The organism is Streptomyces sp. NPDC096310 (genome assembly GCF_044763125.1).
GTDB lineage: Bacteria > Actinomycetota > Actinomycetes > Streptomycetales > Streptomycetaceae > Streptomyces.
In genome coordinates, this window is record NZ_JBIWFO010000003.1 from 473,947 (window position 1) to 493,916 (window position 19,970).

Annotated in this window: 20 protein-coding genes and 1 tRNA gene; 8 read left to right on the forward strand and 13 right to left on the reverse strand. The window is 69.0% G+C overall.

Annotated features, from left to right (window positions below; all coding sequences use genetic code 11):
• Positions 1-30: 30 nt before the first annotated feature.
• From ACIQ7D_RS10495 to ACIQ7D_RS10540, 10 genes are all read right to left on the reverse strand, one after another.
• A complete protein-coding gene (locus ACIQ7D_RS10495) occupies positions 31-258 on the reverse strand; it encodes a response regulator transcription factor (protein WP_403935854.1) in 228 nt (75 codons plus the stop codon).
• Positions 258-1,751, reverse strand: a complete 1,494-nt coding sequence (locus ACIQ7D_RS10500; protein WP_403935856.1) for a cytochrome P450 — start codon at positions 1,749-1,751, stop codon at positions 258-260. Before ACIQ7D_RS10500 ends, ACIQ7D_RS10495 begins: the two co-directional genes overlap by 1 nt.
• Entirely contained in the window at positions 1,664-2,977 is a 1,314-nt protein-coding gene (locus ACIQ7D_RS10505) for a cytochrome P450 (RefSeq protein WP_403935858.1), read from the reverse strand. Before ACIQ7D_RS10505 ends, ACIQ7D_RS10500 begins: the two co-directional genes overlap by 88 nt.
• The gene (locus tag ACIQ7D_RS10510) at positions 2,974-3,573 is read right to left on the reverse strand and encodes a GTP-binding protein (RefSeq protein WP_403935860.1); all 600 of its coding nucleotides are present in this window, start codon (positions 3,571-3,573) and stop codon (positions 2,974-2,976) included. The genes ACIQ7D_RS10505 and ACIQ7D_RS10510 overlap by 4 nt, the downstream gene beginning before the upstream one ends.
• Positions 3,554-3,907, reverse strand: coding sequence for a DUF742 domain-containing protein (locus ACIQ7D_RS10515; RefSeq protein WP_403935861.1), 354 nt, complete (start codon positions 3,905-3,907; stop codon positions 3,554-3,556). Before ACIQ7D_RS10515 ends, ACIQ7D_RS10510 begins: the two co-directional genes overlap by 20 nt.
• On the reverse strand, positions 3,904-4,362 hold the full coding sequence (locus ACIQ7D_RS10520) for a roadblock/LC7 domain-containing protein (protein ID WP_403935863.1): 459 nt from the start codon (positions 4,360-4,362) through the stop codon (positions 3,904-3,906). Before ACIQ7D_RS10520 ends, ACIQ7D_RS10515 begins: the two co-directional genes overlap by 4 nt.
• A gap of 3 nt (positions 4,363-4,365) precedes the next feature.
• Positions 4,366-5,703: an ATP-binding protein gene (locus tag ACIQ7D_RS10525; RefSeq protein ID WP_403935865.1), complete on the reverse strand. Its 1,338-nt coding sequence runs from the start codon at positions 5,701-5,703 to the stop codon at positions 4,366-4,368.
• 178 nt (positions 5,704-5,881) lie between these two features.
• Positions 5,882-6,418: a hypothetical protein gene (locus ACIQ7D_RS10530; protein ID WP_403935867.1), complete on the reverse strand. Its 537-nt coding sequence runs from the start codon at positions 6,416-6,418 to the stop codon at positions 5,882-5,884.
• A complete protein-coding gene (locus ACIQ7D_RS10535) occupies positions 6,418-6,918 on the reverse strand; it encodes a GntR family transcriptional regulator (protein ID WP_403935869.1) in 501 nt (166 codons plus the stop codon). Before ACIQ7D_RS10535 ends, ACIQ7D_RS10530 begins: the two co-directional genes overlap by 1 nt.
• Complete coding sequence (locus tag ACIQ7D_RS10540; protein WP_403935871.1) at positions 6,915-7,415, reverse strand: ATP-binding protein; 501 nt, start codon at positions 7,413-7,415, stop codon at positions 6,915-6,917. Before ACIQ7D_RS10540 ends, ACIQ7D_RS10535 begins: the two co-directional genes overlap by 4 nt.
• A 285-nt stretch (positions 7,416-7,700) precedes the next feature.
• Between ACIQ7D_RS10540 and ACIQ7D_RS10545 the strand changes: the two genes are divergently transcribed.
• Positions 7,701-8,588, forward strand: coding sequence for a helix-turn-helix domain-containing protein (locus ACIQ7D_RS10545; RefSeq protein ID WP_403935872.1), 888 nt, complete (start codon positions 7,701-7,703; stop codon positions 8,586-8,588).
• The gene (locus ACIQ7D_RS10550; protein ID WP_403935874.1) at positions 8,588-8,806 is read left to right on the forward strand and encodes a DUF397 domain-containing protein; all 219 of its coding nucleotides are present in this window, start codon (positions 8,588-8,590) and stop codon (positions 8,804-8,806) included. Before ACIQ7D_RS10545 ends, ACIQ7D_RS10550 begins: the two co-directional genes overlap by 1 nt.
• Before the next feature lie 231 nt (positions 8,807-9,037).
• On the opposite strand, the gene ACIQ7D_RS10555 is transcribed toward ACIQ7D_RS10550, so the two are convergent.
• Both ACIQ7D_RS10555 and ACIQ7D_RS10560 read right to left on the reverse strand, forming a co-directional pair.
• Positions 9,038-9,553: a hypothetical protein gene (locus ACIQ7D_RS10555; protein WP_403935876.1), complete on the reverse strand. Its 516-nt coding sequence runs from the start codon at positions 9,551-9,553 to the stop codon at positions 9,038-9,040.
• A gap of 5 nt (positions 9,554-9,558) precedes the next feature.
• Positions 9,559-9,738 carry a hypothetical protein gene (locus ACIQ7D_RS10560; protein ID WP_403935878.1) on the reverse strand — a complete coding sequence of 60 codons (180 nt, stop codon included), beginning with the start codon at positions 9,736-9,738 and terminating at the stop codon, positions 9,559-9,561.
• 1,490 nt (positions 9,739-11,228) lie between these two features.
• Between ACIQ7D_RS10560 and ACIQ7D_RS10565 the strand changes: the two genes are divergently transcribed.
• Positions 11,229-11,426 carry a helix-turn-helix transcriptional regulator gene (locus ACIQ7D_RS10565; RefSeq protein WP_403935880.1) on the forward strand — a complete coding sequence of 66 codons (198 nt, stop codon included), beginning with the start codon at positions 11,229-11,231 and terminating at the stop codon, positions 11,424-11,426.
• On the forward strand, positions 11,426-12,817 hold the full coding sequence (locus ACIQ7D_RS10570; RefSeq protein ID WP_403935882.1) for a tyrosine-type recombinase/integrase: 1,392 nt from the start codon (positions 11,426-11,428) through the stop codon (positions 12,815-12,817). Before ACIQ7D_RS10565 ends, ACIQ7D_RS10570 begins: the two co-directional genes overlap by 1 nt.
• Positions 12,818-13,537: 720 nt before the next feature.
• On the opposite strand, the gene ACIQ7D_RS10575 is transcribed toward ACIQ7D_RS10570, so the two are convergent.
• A tRNA-Arg gene (locus ACIQ7D_RS10575) sits at positions 13,538-13,613 on the reverse strand.
• Positions 13,614-13,927: 314 nt separating this feature from the next.
• On the opposite strand from ACIQ7D_RS10575, the gene ACIQ7D_RS10580 reads away from it, so the two are divergent.
• The 4 genes from ACIQ7D_RS10580 to ACIQ7D_RS10595 all read left to right on the forward strand — a co-directional run bounded on the left by ACIQ7D_RS10580 (position 13,928) and on the right by ACIQ7D_RS10595 (position 19,833).
• Complete coding sequence (locus ACIQ7D_RS10580; RefSeq protein ID WP_403936104.1) at positions 13,928-15,532, forward strand: dynamin family protein; 1,605 nt, start codon at positions 13,928-13,930, stop codon at positions 15,530-15,532.
• A gap of 5 nt (positions 15,533-15,537) precedes the next feature.
• The gene (locus ACIQ7D_RS10585; RefSeq protein ID WP_403935884.1) at positions 15,538-17,433 is read left to right on the forward strand and encodes a GTPase; all 1,896 of its coding nucleotides are present in this window, start codon (positions 15,538-15,540) and stop codon (positions 17,431-17,433) included.
• A gap of 217 nt (positions 17,434-17,650) precedes the next feature.
• Positions 17,651-18,157 (forward strand): single-stranded DNA-binding protein, encoded by a 507-nt coding sequence (locus ACIQ7D_RS10590; RefSeq protein WP_403935886.1) that lies wholly within the window; start codon positions 17,651-17,653, stop codon positions 18,155-18,157.
• A gap of 224 nt (positions 18,158-18,381) precedes the next feature.
• Complete coding sequence (locus ACIQ7D_RS10595) at positions 18,382-19,833, forward strand: Cys-Gln thioester bond-forming surface protein (protein WP_403935888.1); 1,452 nt, start codon at positions 18,382-18,384, stop codon at positions 19,831-19,833.
• Positions 19,834-19,970 lie beyond the last annotated feature (137 nt).

Genomic DNA, 19,970 nt, shown 5'->3' on the forward strand with positions numbered 1-19,970 from the left:
GCGGCGGACTGTCCGCCTGGTTGCGGAGTGCTACCCGTCATCCGGCTCCACTGGCTCAATGAGTCTGTTGCGCAGCGCGTACGCCACGGCGTGCGTGCGCCCACGGAGGCCGTGGCGGTCGGTGAACTCGCCGAGTCGCCGAGCTGCCGCGCGCTCAGAGATCCCGAGGTGGCGGCTGATCTGCTGGTTCGTGTAGCCCTCGGCGGCCAGCAGCAGCACGGCGCGCTCCTGCTCCGTGATCGGTATCTGCTCCGTCATCAGGAGGCGCGGGGGTGGCGCTGTGCGCGCGCGGAGGGGGAGCGCATGGTGCCGCCGCGTGAGCGCAGCGGAACGCCCGCTTCAGCGAGGATCTTGTAGGTGGAGCCGTTGGACCGGCGGGTGTTCAGGGCGATGGTGCGGACGCTGTCGCCTTCGGTCCGGCCGCCGTCGTACGCGTAGAGGACGTAGTCCCGCAGTTCCTTCATCGCGGGGTGATCCTGGCCTCCGAAAGTCAGCACCTTGCCCGTGATGTTCGCGGGTATCGGGGGTGCGCTGAGGGTGGCGTGGAGGGTGGCGGGGCCGTTGGCGATGAACGAGGGGACGTGTCCGGGCTCGGGGTCGTGGGCCAGGCGTATGCCGGGGAAGTGCTGGAAGAGCGCGCGCAGAGCCATTTCGGCCTCCATGAGGGCGAGGGCGCGGCCGAGGCAGTGGTGGACGCCGACGCCGAAGGCGAGGTGGCTGCGGGGGTCGCGGGGGCGTTCGGGGTTGAACTCGTCGGTGTCGGGGCCGTAGCGCTCGGGGTCGCGGTTCGCGGCGGCGATCGTGGTGAGGATCGCCGCCCCGGCGGGGATGGTGACGCCGCTGAGGGTCATGGCCTCGACGGCGTAGCGCAGGGGGAGGCTGGCGATGCTCGGGCGCAGCCGCAGCACCTCGGCGAGGACGCGTTCCCAGGAGATCTCTCCGGCCAGCAGGCGGCGGAGAACGCCGCGGTGGGTGAGCAGGAGGTGCGCGGCGTTGGCGATCAGGTGGACGGTGGTCTCGAATCCGGCCCCGTAGGTCAGGAGGATCGTGTCGCGCAGCTCGTCGGGGGTGAGGCGGCCGTCATCGGTCTCCAGGACGGCGATGAGGGCGCTCGTCAGGTCGTCGCCCGGCAGTTTGCGTTTGTGGTCGATCAGGGCGGAGACGACGGTGTCGATCATGGCGACGGTCTCGGCGGCCTGCTCGTCGGTGGCGGTGGTGTCCATGATCCGCGTGACGAGACCGGCGAGCTGGGGGCGGCGGTCCGCGGGCACGCCGAAGAGCTGGCTGATCACCTCCATCGGCAGCGGGTAGGCCAGCACGGCGCGCAGGTCCGCGGTCGCTCCGGCCGGCAGGACGGTCAGCGGGGCGAGCAGCCGCTCGATGATCGCGCTGACCGGCGGACGCAGCGCCTCGATACGGCGGGCGGTGAACGTGGTCTGGAGCGGTTTGCGGAGCCGTGTGTGGTCGCGGCCGTAGGTGTTGAGCATGTTCTGCGGGCCGATCCAGCCCAGGACCCAGCGCCAGGCCGGGCGGGTGAGGGCCTGGTCCCACAGGGCCCAGTGGCGGCGGGGGTCCTTGCTGACGCGGTCGTCGAGCATCAGGTCGTGCAGGTGGTCGTGGCGGGTGATGGCGTAGGCGGGGATGCCGCCCGGGAGGGTGACGGCTACGACGTCGCCGGCGGCGCGCAGTCGGGCGCATTCGCCGGGGATGTCGCGGCCGTAGGGGTCGAGGGCGGTGGGCTGCTGGTCCACGGGGTCTCTCCGGGCTGGTCGGGGCGGACGGGGGTGAAGGTGACGGGCAGTTCGGCCAGGGAGCGGTGGAAGGGGCCGTGGCGCCAGCGCAGTTCGGCGCGCGGGACGGCCAGGCGCAGGCCGGGCAGAAGGGTGAGGATCCGCTCGATCGCGGTCCGGGCGATCAGGAGGGCGGGGTCGGCGGCGGGGCAGCGGTGGGCGCCGGCCCCGAACCCGAGATGGGCTCCGGTGTCGCTGCGCGGCCCGTCGGGCAGCACCGTCGGCGCGGTGTTCGCCGCGGCGTAGGAGACCAGGACCAGCTCGCCGGGCCGGATCCACCTCCCGTGGAACTCGACCGGCCGCGTCACGAAGTACGGGCCGTAGTTCGCCATGGACGGCTCCTCCCGCAGCACCTCCTGGAGGACGTCGTGGATGCTGAGCGCGCCGTCCGTGAGCGAGGCGGCGAACCGCGGGTCGGTCAGCCAGCGGGAGATCGCGGTCGTGATCGCGTTGACCAGCGGTTCGTTGCCCGCGCCCACGGTGAGGATCAGCTGGTGCAGGGCCTCCTCGTGGTTCAGGGCGGCGGGGTGGTGCAGGAGCCAGGTGGTGAAGTCGTCGCCCGGCCGCTCGTACTTCGAGTGCAGCAGGTCGCTCATGTACTGGCCGAACGCGGCGGTGGCTGCCTCCCCCTGCTCGGGGGTGGCGTCCATGAGCCCGTTCAGCGAGGCCGTCAGGGCGGCGCTGTCCTTGTCCGGCCGCCCGAAGAGCCGGTTGAAGAGGTGCAGCGTGATCAGCCGGGCGTACTGGCTGACGAGGTCGGCGCGGCCCGTGGCGGCGAACGCGCCGATGAGCCGGTCCGCGTACTCGATCACCAGTTCCCGCATCCGGTGCGGGGGGATCATCGCGAAGCAGTCGGAGATCACCCGCCGGTAGCGCTGGTGGGCCTGGCCGTCGGAGAACAGGCAGTTCGGCCGGTAGCCGATCATGCCCATCAGCCCCCGGGCCGCGGCCGTGTCCGGCAGGCCCGCCTGCCAGGGCCGCGGGTCCTTCGACCAGATCTCTCCCGCGTTGGTCGTGACGTCCAGCGCGGCCCGGTAGTCGATCACCAGGTGGGCGTAGATTCCGGGGGCGATCTCGACCGGCGCCACCCGCCCGAACTGCTGCCGCAGCATCGCGTAGACGGCCTGCGGGTCCGCGGCGAACTCGGCGCCGTACAGACGGGCCGCACCGGGTATGTAAGTCGTCATGAGGACAGCACCTGTTCCTTGATGTGCTCGACCAGGGTGATCAGCGCGTCCCGGGCCGAGGCCCGGTCGCGGGCGTCGAGCAGGGTCAGCGGCGTACGGTCCGCCAGATCCAGCGCACGGCGCAGCTCGTCCACGGTGTGGGTGGGGGAGTCGTCGAACTGGTTGACCGCGACCGCGTACGGCAGGCCCCGCATCTCGGCCAGGTCCAGGACGTCGAAGCTCGCGTCGAAGCGCCGGGTGTCCGCGAGGACCAGTACCCCGAGCGCGCCGTAGGTCAGCTCGTCCCACAGCGCCCGGAACCGGGCCTGCCCCGGCGCGCCGATGAGGAAGAGCACGACCCCGGGGTGCGCGGGATCGGCCGCGCGCAGTGTCAGCCGTCCGAAGTCGATACCGACCGTCGTCGTGGTCTTCGACCGGACCCCGGCGAGGTCGTCCACGACGGCCCCGGCCTGAGTCAGGGTCTCCTCCGTCGTCAGCGCGGCGATCTCCGAGGCGACGCCGACCAGCGTCGTCTTGCCGACCCCGAACGGACCGGCTATGACGATCTTCAACTGCACCGGCCGGAGAGCCGTTGTGTCAGAGGGCGCGGAGGCCATCGAGGACCATCTCCAGGAGTGAGGCGTCGAGCAACTGGGCGGGCTGCGGCGGATCATGGGCCTCCAGCAGCCCGCGGGACGCGAGGGACGCGCTCAGCATCCGCACCACGCAGTACGGCAGCCCCAGACCGGCAGCCGCCTCGTACACGGACAGCCCGCCGTGCTGCTCGGCGATCAGGTGCAGCAGCCGGCGCGCGGGCACGTCCAGCGCGACCGCGGTGGCGTCCGCCGCGGGGTAGAGCAGGGTGGTGCGGTCCAGGCCGATACGGTCCGGGACGTCCAGGCCGGCCACGCCCATGAAGGCGGGGACCATCCGGCGCCGGGCCGGGCTCATGACCGCGGCGGCGGTGCGCTGGGGGTGCGGCTCTTGCTCGCCTCGTCCAACGCCGCGACCAGCCTGCTGACCTGGACCTGGACCTCACGCGCCAGACGGCCCATGTCCACGCCGCGGCTCGCCCACAGCACCAGGCCCGAACCGGCCCCCGCCGGGGCGACGTAGTAGACACCGCCCTCCCGGGTGCTGACCACCAGGTCCGCGACCGCGTCCGTGTCGGAACTGGCGGTGGCGACCATCGTGCGGGCCACACCCAGCGCACTGCCGGTCAGCGCCGCCATCCCCTCACCGGTCTCCCGCAGCAGATCGGGAGACCGGCCCAGGATCAGACCGTCCCGGCTGAACACCACCGCGGCCGTCACATGCGGCAACTCCAGCAGCGGCGTCACAATCCACGACAGATCCTGCGCCAGCGGCGCCGCGAACACGGCCCCCTGCGAATCAGGTGAAGACATCGCTCAGTTCCCTTCGGTGTGCTCATCGGCGTCATCGCCCGACCGGGAATGCTCGACCAGCGCGAGCCCTTCCTGCTGGCCGCGGCGCCACGCCCCCCAAACCTGCCCGGCCTCCTGCGGCGACCGGTGCTCCCCGCCGGTACCGCCCTGGTGCGCCTCGGCAGGCTCCTTCGCCCGGCGGCGCCGCCAGGGCAACCCACCCGTCTCCACGCTGCGCCCCTCCACCGCACTGGCGGGTCCCGTACGGACGGGGGCGGGGGCGGGGGAGACCGGGGCGGGCGCGAGCACCGACGGCTCCTCGTCCGCGGGCATCTCCACCAGCAGGGCGTTCGGAATGTGGATCACGGCCGACACCCCGCCGTGCCGCCCCTTCCCCAAGCTCACGTGGAACCCGTGCTGCCGCACGAGCATCCCCACGGCCGCCCACCCCGACCTCGGCGGATCCCCCAGCTCCACCAGGCGCACCGCACGCGCCCCGCTCACCAGCCGGCGCCCCCGCTCAAGCTGCTCCGCGGACAGCCCCACACCCGGGTCATCTATCGTCACGCTCACCCCGGCCGGCGCCTCGTGCAGCTCGACGGCGACCTTCAGCGTGCTGTGCGAGCACTCGACCGCGTTCGCGAGCAGCGCCGACGCGATGATCCGCAGCGCCTCGACGTGCTGCTCCGCCACCCCGATCCGCCGCCGCAGGTGGTTCGCGGGCTCCTGGATCCGGTCCTGGAACCCGTGCACCCGGCTCGCGGCACTGAGCACCACGTCGACCAGATAGGTCTGCTCCCGGAACAGCAGCGCGGGAGCGCCGCAGGCGACCGCCGGCGTCTGGAGCGCCCGGCCGATGATCTCGTTCGCCATGTCCAGACCGAGCACCGCCCGCATCAGCACGGGGTCCGCGTCCGGATGTCCGTCCACGATCGCCTTGATCTGGTCCTGCATCCGCAGGTGCAGCGAGTGGGCCTGCGCCAGCACGCCGCGTACGACCGCGAGCCCGGCCTCGTCCGCCCGCACCCCCTCCTCGGTCACCCCACGGCCGACCGCCTCCAGCACCGTCCGGTGCTCGACGTCGATCGACGTACCGGCCAGCTCCTGGTGCAGCAGCCCCGGCACCGCCATGTGCGGCGCCCTCAGATGCATCAGCAGGCTGGGGATCCGGACCGTACGCAGATGCTCCTCCTCCAGCACCACCCGCTCCAGCCGCCGCAGATGGACGCGGTACTCGGCCTCTAGGCGCTCGCGGCGGTCCCGCTCGTCCCGCTCGTCCCGCTCCGCCCTGGAACCGGCCCGCCGCGCCTGCTCCAGGGCTGTGGCGTGCGCGGCGGCCGTCGTCCGAAAATCCTCCTTCAACCGGAGGAGTTCACGGGCTGAAGCCTTCAATTGGCGCCGAGTGATCACGAGAGCGGATCCGGTCAGGATCAGCGCCGAACCGGCGAAAGTGGATATCACAAAAGGGTCCGTCAGCATTCAGATCGGTAATCCTGAGATCGGGGATCGAGAAAAAGATCCAGAACGGGCAGTTTCCGAATTACTTGCCGAAGAGACCGGATCGCCGGAGAGTCCCCCGAGCGCCCCGCCAACGCAAAGGAAGAACGGGAGGCCGTTTGGCCTCCGCGGCCGTACGGCAGACCGGCCCGGCCGCCGCGCCGCTCCCGCGCCTCACGGCTGGCGCGTCAACGACCCGCAGCAGATCCAGGCATATCCGAGCCAGCCGTACCGCGAACCCGAAACCCACACCGCTCTCCGCGCTTTCAGCGCGCAGACGCCGCACTTCCCCAGCCCGCGCCCTGCTCCACTCATCGACGCCCGACGGCGCCCGCACGGCCAGGACGTCGACGTACCGGCGCAGCGCCAGACACAGCGTCTCCGCCTCCTCGGCGTCCGCCATGACAACGCATCCCCCCAGTACGAAGACACAGAGCCGCCTGATCTCGTCGGCCTCCGGCTCCGGCGGAGCAGCGTTCAGCAGATCGGCCCTCAGCGCCACCAGGACACCCCGCAGCGCGTCCAGATCCCGCAGCGTGTCGGAAGACCGCCGCTGGAACTCCCGTCCTGCTCCTGCCATCACTTCGCCTTCCCTCTGTGATCTTTCCGCGCGGGATTCGCGAGCACGAAACTTCCCTGCCCGCGCCGGTATTCAATGAGTCCATCCCGCCGGAGCGGCCGAATCGCCCTCGCCGCTGTGTTGAAATGAAACCCGAATTCTTCCCCCAGTGCGGACACCGACGGAAGTCTGCTGCCGACCGGGTAGACGTCAAGGTAAATCCGCGACCGGACAGTCCGTTCGATGTGCTCCAGCGCGGTCAAACCCTTGGGCGTCTGGGACCAGGGCGGAACTCTCGGCGAGACCACCCGGCTGCCCTTGCCCATTCTCGTTTCGACAAGCGACTCTTCGCGCAACGTGTCCAGAATCCAGGCAGCAGACAGATGCCGAATCCTGTAGTACGCCCTTATTTGATTGCCCTGAAGGAACCTCGTCCCCGTCTCCCCGCTGGTGATCCGGGCGCGCATGTCGTCAAGGGCGGCCAACGCCCTCTCGTTCGGCTCGTACGACGTGCTGCTCACGCGGCGCCCGCCACCGGGAGCAGACACCACGTCATGGCGCAATCGGGGCTGACGCCCCACTCGCCGCACCATTCGGTGACGACCGCCTCCACGATCAACAGTCCGCGACCGCCCTCCGCCGACAGACCCGGCAGGCAGATCTGCGGGCACTGCGGCGACCCGTCCCAGACGGTCAGCCGCAGCACGTCCCCCTCAGCCCCCTCGGCCAGCCGCAGCGACACCGCCACCGTCGTGCCGGCCCCGTACCGGAAGCCGTTGGTCACCAGCTCGGACACCAGCAGCCCCACGGGCTCCACCAGATGCGGCAACTCCCACTGAACGAGCCGCCCACACAGGCACTGCCGCGCCTGCCGCGGCTTCCACGCATCCCCCGGCGCCATCCCGTCGCGGCACGCGGTCCGGGAAAGAGCAAGGGCGAACCCGGCCAGCGCCGCGTCCTTCGCCTTCTGGTTCACGCGCTCCCTCTGATAACGCTCGAAGCTGGCGATGCGAGACATGGGGGGTTCCTCCGCAGGGGGCAGGTGTTGCTCAAGCACGCCAAACAGGGGGCAGAGGGCACGTTCCGCTCACGCTCCGCTGTGGCTCAACCACCGTGCCCTATGGGACAGTTACAGGGCAACGACTACGCCAGTGAATATTCTTGAGAGTAGAAACCGGCATATGTCAAAGCGTATGCATCGACTGATTCCGCGATCGCATGGCGTGGAAGACTGATCGATTGACTCGGTCAGGCGGGAGCATGGGCGCGTTCGGCAGGAGCATGAGATGGGGAGGACTACAACATGGTGCAAAAGCCTAGGCCGACGGTGCGACGCATCGAGCTTGGCTACGAGTTGAGGCAGTTGCGGGCACGGGCAGGGATGACGCTCGAAGAAGTGATCGAGTCGGGAGCGGTCAGCGGGCTGCACTTCGCCAAGCTCCAGCGGGTCGAGACCGGTCTTCAAGACCTGGGCACGGCCGGCGCCCTCCGGGGGCTTCTGGACCTCTACAACGTGACTGACGAGCGCGATGTGGAGCAGCTACTGGATATCCAGCGTCAGGGGGCAAGTCAGGACTGGTGGACGCCGTTCCGCTCCACGATGCCGTCCGGCATGCCGCGCTTCGTGGGCGTCGAGTCGGCGGCCCGGGAGACCTGGGCGTTCCACCCGGTGCTCGTGCTCGGGCTGTTGCAGACGAAGGCATACTCACAGACGCTGTACGAGCTGTCTCAGCCGATCGAGGAGACCACTACCGAGTTCATCAATCGGAATGTGGAAGTACGGATGAGGCGCAAAGAGGCCATCACCAGATCTGAGGAACCGCTCATCCTCCGAGCTGTTCTATGGGAGCCGGCGCTCCGCTACCTCATCGGAAGCCCGGCCGTCATGCGCGAGCAGTACGACGAGCTCGCCAGCCTCGCCTCCCTCCCCAACGTCACCATCCAGGTTCTGCCCATACACCCGCCAAAGATCCGGGGGTACGTGCCTGTGCATGACTTCAGCGTCCTGCAACTGAACGGTGATCTGCCGACCTCGGTGCAAGTCGACAACGCGTGGAGTGCCACGTCGGTCACCGACAAGCCCCGTGAAGTCGGCCGTTTCACCCGCAAATTCAACGCGATCACGGCTTCGGCGCTCCCGCCGGAGGACACGCCCACCTTTCTGAAAAAATTGAGCCGAGAGTTGAAGTAATGACCAATCCTCCAATCCGCGAAGTGTCGGTTCTTGTCAGGGCCGACACTTCGTGGCGTAAATCGTCGTACTCCGATGGCGCCGGAAACAACTGCGTCGAAATCGCCGATTTGACCGTTCAGGTTGGCATCCGCGACTCAAAGAACGTGGCAGGGCCCAAGCTGGTGGTTCCCACGAGCGCATGGAGCAGCTTCGTCGGCATGATCACCACTGACTAAGCTGCTCACCGCATGGTGCGCGGGGCCCTCCTCACTCGCGGAGAGGAGGGCCCCGCTCTATTATTTCTGCCACATTAGCCTCGTAAGCAACCCCCCGAATCAGACGAGCGGGCCCCAGGTGAGGGCGACCGTCGCCTATCCGCTCGTCGCCGTCAGCCGCACGCACGACACGGCCCCGGTGTCCGTCGACGTCCACGGCGTCGGTAATGTTCCTCCCCTCTCGAACCCGCGTCAGTTCTGCGCCTGAGCCGCAGGGTCGTGCATCGGAACCTTCTTGAAGGGGTCTTTCTTCTTGTTCTTCGTCGGGCGCACGTACCGCTCTCGGGGGATGCATGAGCCCTTCTTCCAGCGGCCGGCCTCTTCGAGTTCTTCGTCCGTCGCGCCGTTGATACCGAGGTCGGTGGCGCCGCCGGCGCGAAGGCTGTGCGATGACACAGGACGGCCGTCCGTCTTGAGTCCCGCCTTCAAAAACCACAGCTTCACCCGCGTGTTGACGGTCTGCGGGCGCAGGTAGTCACCGCGCATGGTGGCGGTCTTCGCGCGGGTCTCCGACGAGGCAACGGTGCCGTTGCGCTTGACCTCCCGGAACACGGGCCCGGTTGTAATGCCCTGTTCAGCAAGGTAGCCGACCCAGCGGCGCATCCGGAGGACCAGCCGGAGGTCTTCGCCGTCGTGGAGGTAGAGGGTCTGTTCCTCGCCCGTGTGCGTCTTGTCCTCGGCGAGCCACACCATGACCATGTCGTCCAAGACCGTCAGGTCCTCAAGGTCCAGGTCGACGTCTTCGACACTGCGGCCGAGTCCCGCCACCCGATCGGCCGGTCGTCCGCCTCTGCCTTCTTCATCATCGGGACCAGGTACGACAGGGTGATGGGGAACGCTTCCTTGCGGCGCAGCGCCCGCTTGTTCTTCTTCCGGTGGTGGCGGAGGAGCATCAGGTACACGCTCGGGTCAGGCCGCTCCCCGGCTGGCATCGACGTCCGGATCAGGGACATATAGTGCCGAATCAAGGAGACCTTGAGCCCGCGCGCCATCAGGGGACGCCCGTACTCGGCTTACCTCGCCGTGGTGCACGGCTTCGCCACCCGCCCCTGCTCCGCACACCATCACGCCTCGAACAGACCCACAGCCGTACGGCGCTGCGGTGACTTATCCTCCTCAGCCTCCTTGAGAGCTTGAGCGGTCTCCTCGCCGACGTACAGCAAGGGCGTCGGTCGTGCGGCAGCCGATCCTTCACGTCCCGCGGAGCGGCGTGCACCTTGGCCTCGTTCTTCTTTCATGGCTTGCCGGGCCCGATTGGTTTCGTTGGCGGCTCGCACTTCGCGAATGTGTTTCTCGAACCCAGTCCAGGAATCTCCGGTCCGCATACCGAGTCCTGTGGTGAATGACCGCGGCCTTATGGGTGAAATCGTACAACGGCTTCGCGGTGCAGGTATCGATATGTTTTTTCCATCTCATGGATCCAAGGCCAGGAGTCGCCGCTGGGTCCGAGCGTGGGCATTCGCCCACGGCAGACAAGAAAGTACTTCAAAAGACTGGAAACCTTCGCCGGGATCATGTCAATGTACAACGTCCCTGCAAACATCAGGTCAGAAGGTGCAGCTACTCTGCTACGGCTAGAGTTGCGGATTCACCCGGAATTCCGCATCGCGTGAGGCTGCTGTCATGGTCCTTACCTGGAAGGCTCGTCTTTTTGATAATGCTATTCGCTCCGTCCGCTTCACTGAATCCGCTCTCTTTCCCCCTACTGCAGGCCGCTTGGTTCGGCCAAGTGACGGGAGCCTGCGGAGCCGTCTCCACCGGATTGTGCGCCCCGTCTGCGCGGTCGGCCTGTTCCGCGGGCGCCTCGTGCAAGGTTAGTACCGCATTGACCGTCGCATCATCGTCTGTGTAGCCCGCCCCTTGGCTTCCACGTCTTGTTGTCGTCGTGAGGCCCAAGCACCTTTGTGAGACAGGTCCACTGGTCGGGGAGCAGGTGGGAATCGGGCGCCTGAGCGCCTACTGGCGGCGTCGCTGGCCGCTGCCGTGGACGTCCCAAGGGGCTGGGCGGGCGCAACATAAACGACGATCCCCGGTTAGCCAAACCGGTGATTATCGCGACGATTAATGGTGTTGCACTCGACTGTGCTTGACGGTGGAGCTGTGGCGGACGGAGGCAGCTTCGCGCAGTCGAGAGGAGGCGCAGAGTAGCTCTGCCAGGGCGTCCTCTGCCGTGGACAGCGCACACCGCCAGAAGGCGGCCGGCCCTCGCGCGCCGCGCGAGGTGTTGGTGCTGTCGAGACTCTGTCGCTCCTCATGTCTCAGCAAGGAAATTCTCTCTCATGCGCCACCTCGCGATACCCCCTGCATTTTTTCGGGTTCAGTTGTCCATGTTCCTTGGGCGTCGGTCCACTTCCATGATCTCCTGGCGAGGATTGATGGGTGCATGGGAGTAGCTATTAGGTCAGGCCAGAAGCTGACGGTAGATGAAATTTGCACCGAACTTCAGATCGCGCGGTCCACCTTTTATGACTGGCGGCAGAAGGGCCGCGGACCGCGATGTATTCGACTCCCCAACGGACAACTTCGTGTACGGCGTGGAGACTTCGAGAATTGGCTCATGGATTGCGAGGACACTCCCTGATGGACACCAGTTCGTTGGATGTTCGTTTCTATCCCATCGAGACGAACGAGCGAGTTAAGGGCAACACGTACACTGTCCGTTGGAAAGTCGCCCACAAAAAGCACAGCAAGACGTACAAGAAGTATGTCGTTGCGGACGACGAGCGCTCGAAACTCATGGCCGCACAGCGGAAGCGTGAGCCGTTTGATATTGAAATGGGCCTGCCGGTAACGTGGCTGTCATCCAAGGCGTCCGGGACGAACTGGTTCGACTTTGTTGTCGAATACCTCGACTGGAAATGGCCGAGCGCCTCCGCGAACACCCGGAAGAACATGGCCAAGGTCCTGGCGCCCGCGACCATCGCGCTGCTGTGCAGACCGATACCGGATCACTTCAATTCGGTGAAGGTGCGCAGGGCGCTCCGGGAGTTCGCCTTCAGTAATTGCCGTAATGATCCCGACAACCCTATTCCGGATGATATTCAGGCGATCCTCGACTGGGTCAGGCGCAATTCTCCCCCGATGAGTGCCTGGGAGAAGGCTGAGAACGTTGACAAGGTCGTCGTCGCCCTCAGTACCCGTCTGGACGGGACTGCGGTAGCCGCCAGTTCGGTGAAGCGTAATGACCGGACCATGAACCTCGTCATGAGCTATGCCATCAGGCACGACTACCTGAAGCAGAATCCACTCCCGAAGGGCAAGGACCGCACGTCCCCGAAGGTGGCGGACTCCATTGACAAGCGGCGTCTGCTGAACCGCGCCCTGGTCGCGAAGATGCTGGACTGGATAGGTGAGCGTCCGCGACGAGGTGCCCTTTACAGAGCCTTCTTCGCCACTATCTACTATGCGGGTCTTCGCCCCGAAGAAGCCGTCGCCCTCCGCGTCGGAGACGCCACGCTGCCGGAGACCGGGTGGGGCGAGTTCCTCGTCCATGAAGCCCAGCCGGAGGTTGGCAGCCGGTGGACCGACTCCCGCGAGGCCCACGAAAAGCGTTGGCTCAAGGGGCGAGGTGAGGGAGATACGCGCGTCATACCTATTCGGCCGGTTCTCGTTCGCGTCCTCCGTGAGGTGATAAGGGAATATGATCTAGGAGAGGTGGACCTTCTCTTCCCGGGGGAAAAGGGAGGCATGCTCGCGGGCTCTGTATTCCGGCGAGTATGGGGCAAGGCGCGTGAGGAGGTGCTCTCCAAACGCGAGCAGGAAACCCCGATGGGCAAACGCGTGTATGACCTACGCCATACCTGCCTGACCACATGGCTCAACAGGGGCACTCCGCCGGCCCGGGTAGCTGAGTGGGCGGGCAACAGCACCCTGGTGTTGCTCACGATCTACGCGCGCTGTATCGACGGGGAAGTCGAGGGAATCCTGAAGGCCCTTGAAGATGACGAAGACCGTCGGCCAGAGCGCGTGTGACAAGCGGCCTCGGGCCAGCTCTAGCAGGGCCGAGGCCGCTCTGCTGCGCGCCGCATCGGGGGAGTCGGACAAGACCTCGCAGTCCAACTGCGGCGGGAGGTTCTTGCCGGTGAAGCCGATCCGATGCCGGACGCGGCCACTGTATCCAGATGCTCGATCTGCAATCGGGGCTCGGTGGCACCCCTCGGCAGCAGCGTGAACAGAGCTCTTTGCGGCTCCTCCTGGGGCCAGCCCTAGCCGCAGCAGGGACACGCGAACTCGGTCTCCCCACCGTCTCCACCGGCGATTGGCGCCGTGGACGCGTGCGGACCTCCACGCCCAACGCTACTGACGCGATGCCGGGAGGCAGTCAACCTTGTTCGAGCGCGCGGACGGCAGCATTCGCGGCCCCCGAATAGCTCGGCACGTCGCGATAGCGTACCCAGAATCTTCCCCCAGGCGCGTTTCCCGCGCCCGAAGCGAGGCACGTGTTCCACACAACAAGGCCCCTTCGTGTATCCATCATGGGTGGCATCCTCCCAAAGCCAAGATCGGCCGCACGGAACCTTAAAGCCACTCGATTCTGTGGGACGTATGTGGGACGGACACCCGTAGAAGCTCGGTTTTGGCCGGCGCCAGCCGGACTCTGCCTTCCGCGGAAGGGTGACGCCCGTTTCATCCGATGGGCCAGAAAGACACCGCCTGACCTGCAAAAACGTCGGCGTCCTGATGATATTCCAATGGCGCCCCCGGCAGGATTCGAACCTGCGGCCAAGCGCTTAGAAGGCACCTGCTCTATCCACTGAGCTACGGGGGCCGGTAGTGGCCTCGGTGGCCAGGAGCCACTGGTGGGCGGTTCCGTGACCTTGCCGGGACAAGGATAGGGCTCCGATCACCCTGACCCGGTTGCTTCACGTGCGTGGCACGTTGTGGAGGTTCAGTGAAGCGAACCGATAATCGCAGGCAGGTGCGATTCGTGCATCGCTTTTGGGCTCTCGCGCCCCGGGTGTTGTGCACTCGTTATGCCTGCGCCCCACTCGTCCCGTCTGTCCCGAAGCGTAATCGGCGCGCAGAGATGCCCATACGCTTCAAAAAGGCTCCAAAATTGGGCATTCTTCGCATGTGGTGACCTTGGACGTACGGCCCCAGTTGATCGACGCACTTTCCGCACTGCGCGACCGTGTCGCCGCCGTGCGTCTTCCACTGCCCCTCGCCGGGGCACCACGCGCCCGGCAGACCCGGGCCGAACTGCTGGCGCAGCTCGACGACTATCTGCTGCCGCGGCTCCGGGACCCCGAGGCGCCCCTCCTCGTGGTGGTCGGCGGCTCCACCGGGGCCGGAAAATCCACGCTGGTCAACTCCCTTGTGGGGCGGCGGGTCAGCGAAGCGGGGGTGCTGCGCCCCACCACACGTACCCCCGTACTCGTCTGTCATCCCGAGGACCACCACTGGTTCGCCGGTATGCGGGTGCTTCCCCACCTCGCCCGCGTCTGGCTGCCCCAGCAGGAGGAGGACCCCGCGCCCGGCACGGGGTCGGACGGAGCGGCCGGCACGGTGCAGAACGCGCTGCGCATCGACACCGCCACCGCGCTCCCCCGCGGACTCGCCCTGCTCGACGCGCCCGACATCGACTCGCTCGTGGTGGAGAACCGGCTGCTCGCGGCGGAGTTGATCTGCGCCGCCGACGTGTGGGTGATGGTGACCACCGCCTCGCGGTACGCGGACGCCGTGCCCTGGCACCTCCTGCGGACCGCGAAGGAGTACGACGCGTCCCTGGTCACCGTCCTCGACCGGGTGCCCCACCAGGTGATCGACGAGGTGTCCCGGCAGTACGGCGCCCTCCTCAAGCGGGCCGGCCTCGGCGACGTCCCCCGGTTCACCATCCCCGAACTGCCCGAGTCCGCCGGGGCCGGCCGCGGGCTGCTGCCCACCACCGCCGTCGCGCCGCTGCTCGCCTGGCTGGCGCACCGGGTGCAGGACCCCGCCGCCCGCCAGCAGGCCCTCGTCCGTACGGCGGCCGGGGTCATCGACTCGCTCAACGCGCGCATGCCCGAGCTGGCGGGCGCGGTCGCCGCGCAGTACGCCGCCGCCGTACGGCTGACAGGCGCCGTGGAGGACGCGTACACGGCCGAGGGGGAGCGGGTGCGGCGCCAGCTCCAGCGCGGCGCCGTCCTCGCCGGGGATGCGCGGACCCGGTGGCGCGGCCACCCCAGGGACAGCTCCTCGCGGGAACTGCTCGACTCGCTCGTGGAGAGCCTCGGCGCGCTCCTCCAGTGCGCCGTGGCCGCCGCCGACGAGCGCGTGGAGGCCGTCTGGCGCCGCGAGCCCGCGGCGGGGGTGCTGCCGGTGCCGGGCCCGGACGCGGAGGCCGTGGAACGGGTCGGGATGGCCGTACGCCGTTGGCGCCGCGTCCTGGAGGAGCTGGCCGAGGAGGAGGTACGGCAGCACGAGCGCAACGCCGCGCCCGACGCCGAGACGGTGGCCGCCCTCCTGGCCGCGGCCCTGCTCGGCGGCCGGCGGGCCAGGCTCGCCGGGGAACGGCTCGCCGAACGCATCGGGGCGCAGGGGGCGCTGCGGCTGCGCGACCGGGGCGGCGCACTGGTGACGACGTACATCGACCGCGTACTGCACGGGGAGCGCGACCGGCGGCTGGCGCCCCTCGACGCACTGGAGGTCAGCCCAGAACCGCAGGCCGAGTTGATCGCCGCACTGTCCGTACTTCAGAGGGAAAGGTGATCGACGTGACCGACGCCAAGAAGGCGAAGGCCGCAAAGGGCGCGAAAGATGCGAAGGACGGGAAGGACGGGAAGGACGGGAAGGACGCGAAGGGTACGAAGGACGCGAAGCCGCAGGCCGCCCCGCCCGGAGGGAAGCCCTCCGGAACATCCGGGGAGCCCGCCGACACCGGCCGATCCTGGGACGACGGCCTGATCGCCCGCCGCGCCGGCGAGAAAGGTGCCACGGAGGGCCTGGACGCCTTGGACGGCCTGGCGGAGCTGTCAGAGCTGTCCGGGGGCTCCGAGGGCGACAACGAGGCGCACACGCCCATCGGCGGGGCCTACGGCGGCCCGCTGCGGACCCGGCTCGACGCACTCGGCGAACTGGTGGGGCTGTCCAGGACCCGCGTCGAGGGCGCCGTCCTCGCCGAGGCCGGCCGCGTCCTGGACGAGGCGGCGGCACGGCAGCGGCTCTCCTCGCGCCACACCGTCGTCGCCATCGCGGGCGCCACCGGCAGCGGCAAATCGACGCTCTTCAACGCGCTCGCCGAAGTGCCCATCTCCGAGACCGGCCTGCGCAGGCCCACCACCTCCGCCCCCATCGCCTGCACCTGGTCCGACGGCGCGGCCGGACTGCTCGACCGGCTCGCCATCCCCGGACGGCTGCGCCGCAGGCCGCTCGCGGGCGGCGACGGCGACGAGGAACTGCACGGCCTCGTCCTCGTCGACCTCCCCGACCACGACTCGGCCGTCGTACGCCACCGGGACCAGGTGGACCGGGTGCTCGCCCTCGTGGACGCCGTCATCTGGGTCGTGGACCCCGAGAAGTACGCGGACGCCGCGCTCCACGAGCGCTATCTGCGGCCGCTCGCCGGGCACGCCGAGATCACCTTCGTCGTCCTCAACCAGATCGACCGGCTCCCCGGCGACGCCGCCGACCAGGTCCTCGACGATCTGCGGCGCCTCCTGGACGAGGACGGCATGGCCCTCGGCGAACACGGTGAGCCGGGCGCCACCGTCCTCGCGGTCTCCGCGCTGACCGGACAGGGCGTGGGCGAACTGCGCGACCTGCTCGGCCGGTTCGTGCGGGGGCGCGGCGCCGCGGCGCTGCGGCTGACCGCCGACGTGGACGCCGCCGCGGTGAAGCTGCGCTCCGCGTATGTCGCCGATGGGCGCGCCGGCCTCGGCGAACGCTCCCGCGAACAGTTCACCGACCGGCTGGCCTGGGCCGTCGGCGCGGTCGCCGCCGGCGAGACGGCGGAGCGCGAGTGGCACAGGAACGCCGGACGCGCGTGCGGCACACCCTGGCTGCGCCTGTGGCGGTGGTACGAGAGGAAGCGCACGCCCGGCGGCGGGACCCTGGCGGCCCCGGCGGTCGTGGAGGACGAGCTGACCGCGCGTCAACGCGTCGAACAGGCCGTGCGCACGGTGGTGGAGGAGGCTTCCGCCGGGCTGCCCGAGCCATGGGCGCACTCCGTGCGCGAGGCGGCCGTACGGGGCGCGGAGGGGCTGCCCGAGGAACTGGACGAACTGGCCGTGACGGCGGGCCCGCCGCCGGGCCGGCCGCCGCGCCCGGCCTGGTGGCCCGCCGCCGTCCTGGCCCAGGCGTCCATGACGCTGCTCCAGATCTTCGGGGCGCTCTGGCTGGTGGGCCAGATCATCGGCGTACTGGAGCCGGGGCTGCTGCCGCCCGTGCTGGTGATGCTCGCCGGGATCGTCGGCGGCCCGTTCGTCGAGTGGGCGTGCGGCGCGGCGGCACGGGGGCCTGCCCGGCGATACGGGCAGGACGCGGAGCGGCGGCTGCGCGAGGCGGCGGCGGGGTGCGGCCGGGCGAGGGTGCTCGACCCGATCTCGGCCGAGCTGATGCGCTACCGGGAGGTGCGGGAGCAGTACGTCACGGTCTCGCGGGCGGGCGGATGAGCGGCACGGGATCACACGAGACCGCCCGGGACCGCCCGGGATCGCCCGTCGGCCCGCACCGGATCGCCCGCAGGCCGGCACCGGATCGCCGGCTGACTCTCACTGGATCGAGTGACGGAGTTTTCCACAACTGACAGGTAATCCACAGGTGTCAGCAGATTCTTTCCGTCCGGTCCAGCATGGGATCAGTCGAATGCGACCGGACGGGAGGCAGATTATGAACGACACGGTGGTAACGCTGGTGGGGAATGTCGCCACGCGGGTGGAATTCAGGGAGTCGGAGACAGGCGGGGCGGCGCGGTTCCGATTCGCGGCGACCACGCGTCGCTGGGACCGGGCGCGCGGCGGCTGGACGGACGGGCCCACGAGCTTCTACACGGTGTGGGCGCGCCGGGCGCTGGGAGCCAATCTGGCGGCCTCGGTCTCGGTGGGCGAACCGCTGGTGGTGCACGGCCGGCTGAGGGTGAGGGAGGACGAGCGGGAGGGGCAGTGGCGGACGTCCGTGGAGGTCGACGCGGTGGCGGTGGGTCATGACCTGACGCGTGGGACCTCCGCGTTCCGGCGGTCGGTCAAGGCGGCCCCCGTCCTGACGGTCGGTCACGGCGGCGCTGCGGAGCGACAGGAGACGGCCGCGCGGACACCGTGGGAGGGGGAGTCGGCGCGGCCGGGACCGCCGCCGGGAGCACCGGCCGATCCGGTCGCCGCCCCGACTCCCGCTTCCTGAGAGGTGATTGTGGAGATCTGTCGATACTCTCGGTCACCTTCCATGTGTGTATCGGCCACTGGATAACGATTCCGATGCGGAACGGCTGTCCCGGTGGCCGGGCGCCCTTCCACGCATCGCGGCCTCCATAGGATTCGCGAGTACTCACTGGGCACTTGAGTCTGCAGGCGAGGCAACCCCCCACGCGTTCCACGCGAAAGAACCCTCGCCCGAAGGGGAATTCTGTGTTTTCTGCGATATCTGGGTCATCCGTGCGGCGGCGGGGCGCGGCCCGCCTCGCCGCCGCGGTTCTCGCTTCGGGTCTGGTCGCGCTGACCTCGCTGACCGGTGCCGGTACCGCCGTGGCCGACGACGGCTCCCAGCACCAGGGGGGCGCCGCCGCGACCCTCGACGGCCTGAAGACCTACGGCGAGGCCGTGCTCCACACGGACGGCAAGGACCAGCGGTTGCCCGCCGGGCTGTTCGAGATGACCGTCGACGGCGGCGGCAAGCTCAAGACGTACTGCATCGACATACACAACCCCACGCAGGAGCAGGCGAAGTACCGGGAGACCCCCTGGGACGAGACCTCGCTCGGCGCCAACCCGGACGCGGGCAGGATCCGCTGGATTCTGGAGCACTCGTACCCCCAGGTCGACGACCTCGCGGCGCTCGCCGAGACCGCCGGCACCGGACCGCTCACCGAGAAGACCGCCGCCGCCGGCACCCAGGTCGCGATCTGGCGCTACTCGGACGGAGCCGACGTCGACGCGAGCGACCCCGCGGCCGAGAAGCTCGCCGACTGGCTGGAGAAGAGCGCCCAGGAGAGCGCCGAGCCCAAGGCGTCGCTCACCCTGGAGCCCGGCGTGGTCTCCGGCCGCGCCGGTGAACGGCTCGGTCCCGTGACCGTACGCACGGACGCCGCCGGGGTCACGGTGGCACCGCCCGCCGACGCCGCCGCCAGCGGCATCCGGATCACCGACGAGGCCGGCACACCCGTCACCACGGCGGCGGACGGCACCGAGCTGTACTTCGACGTGCCCGAGGACACCGCCGACGGCACCGCCTCCCTCTCCGTCCAGGCCACCACCTCCGTGCCCGTCGGCCGCGCCTTCGCCGGGGTGACCAGGAGCCAGACCCAGATCCTCGCCGGATCCAGCGACTCCACGGTCTCCGCGACGGCGACCGCCAACTGGGCCGAGAGGGGCCCGATACCGGCGGTCACCGCACGTAAGAACTGCGCCAAGAGCGGAGTCGACATCGCCGCCGCCAACGAGGGCGACGAGCCGTTCGTCTTCGAGATCGCGGGCCAGGAGCACTCCGTCACGCCCGGCGGGTCCACCACGGTCGTCGTCCCGGTCGGCGAGGACGAGACGTACGGCATCACCGTCACCGGATCCGGCGGGTTCTCGAAGAACTTCGACGGCGTCCTGGACTGCGTGACCACCGGCAACTCCGAGATCGTCACCCAGCACGCCTCCGGGCAGCCCCTCCCGGCCTCGGCCGGCGGCTCCTCGGCGGAAACCATGGGCACGGCCGGCGCCACCGGCGCCACCACCGCCACGGGCGACCTCGCCGAGACCGGCTCCTCCGCCGCCACCCCGGTCATCGCGGGCGTCGCCATCGCCCTCGTCGTCGTCGGCGGCGGAGCCGTCTACCTCCTCCGCAGGAAGAACGGCCCCACCGCCGGAGAGTGAACGACCACGGGCACTGAGTGACCCGCCGCAGGTGGTGGCCCCCGGGACGCGTGGACGTCCCGGGGGCCACGCCCGCACAGCGCGCGCAGGCCCCCGGAAAACCGGCCGGGGACGCTGTCCGCGAAGCGGTACTGGTT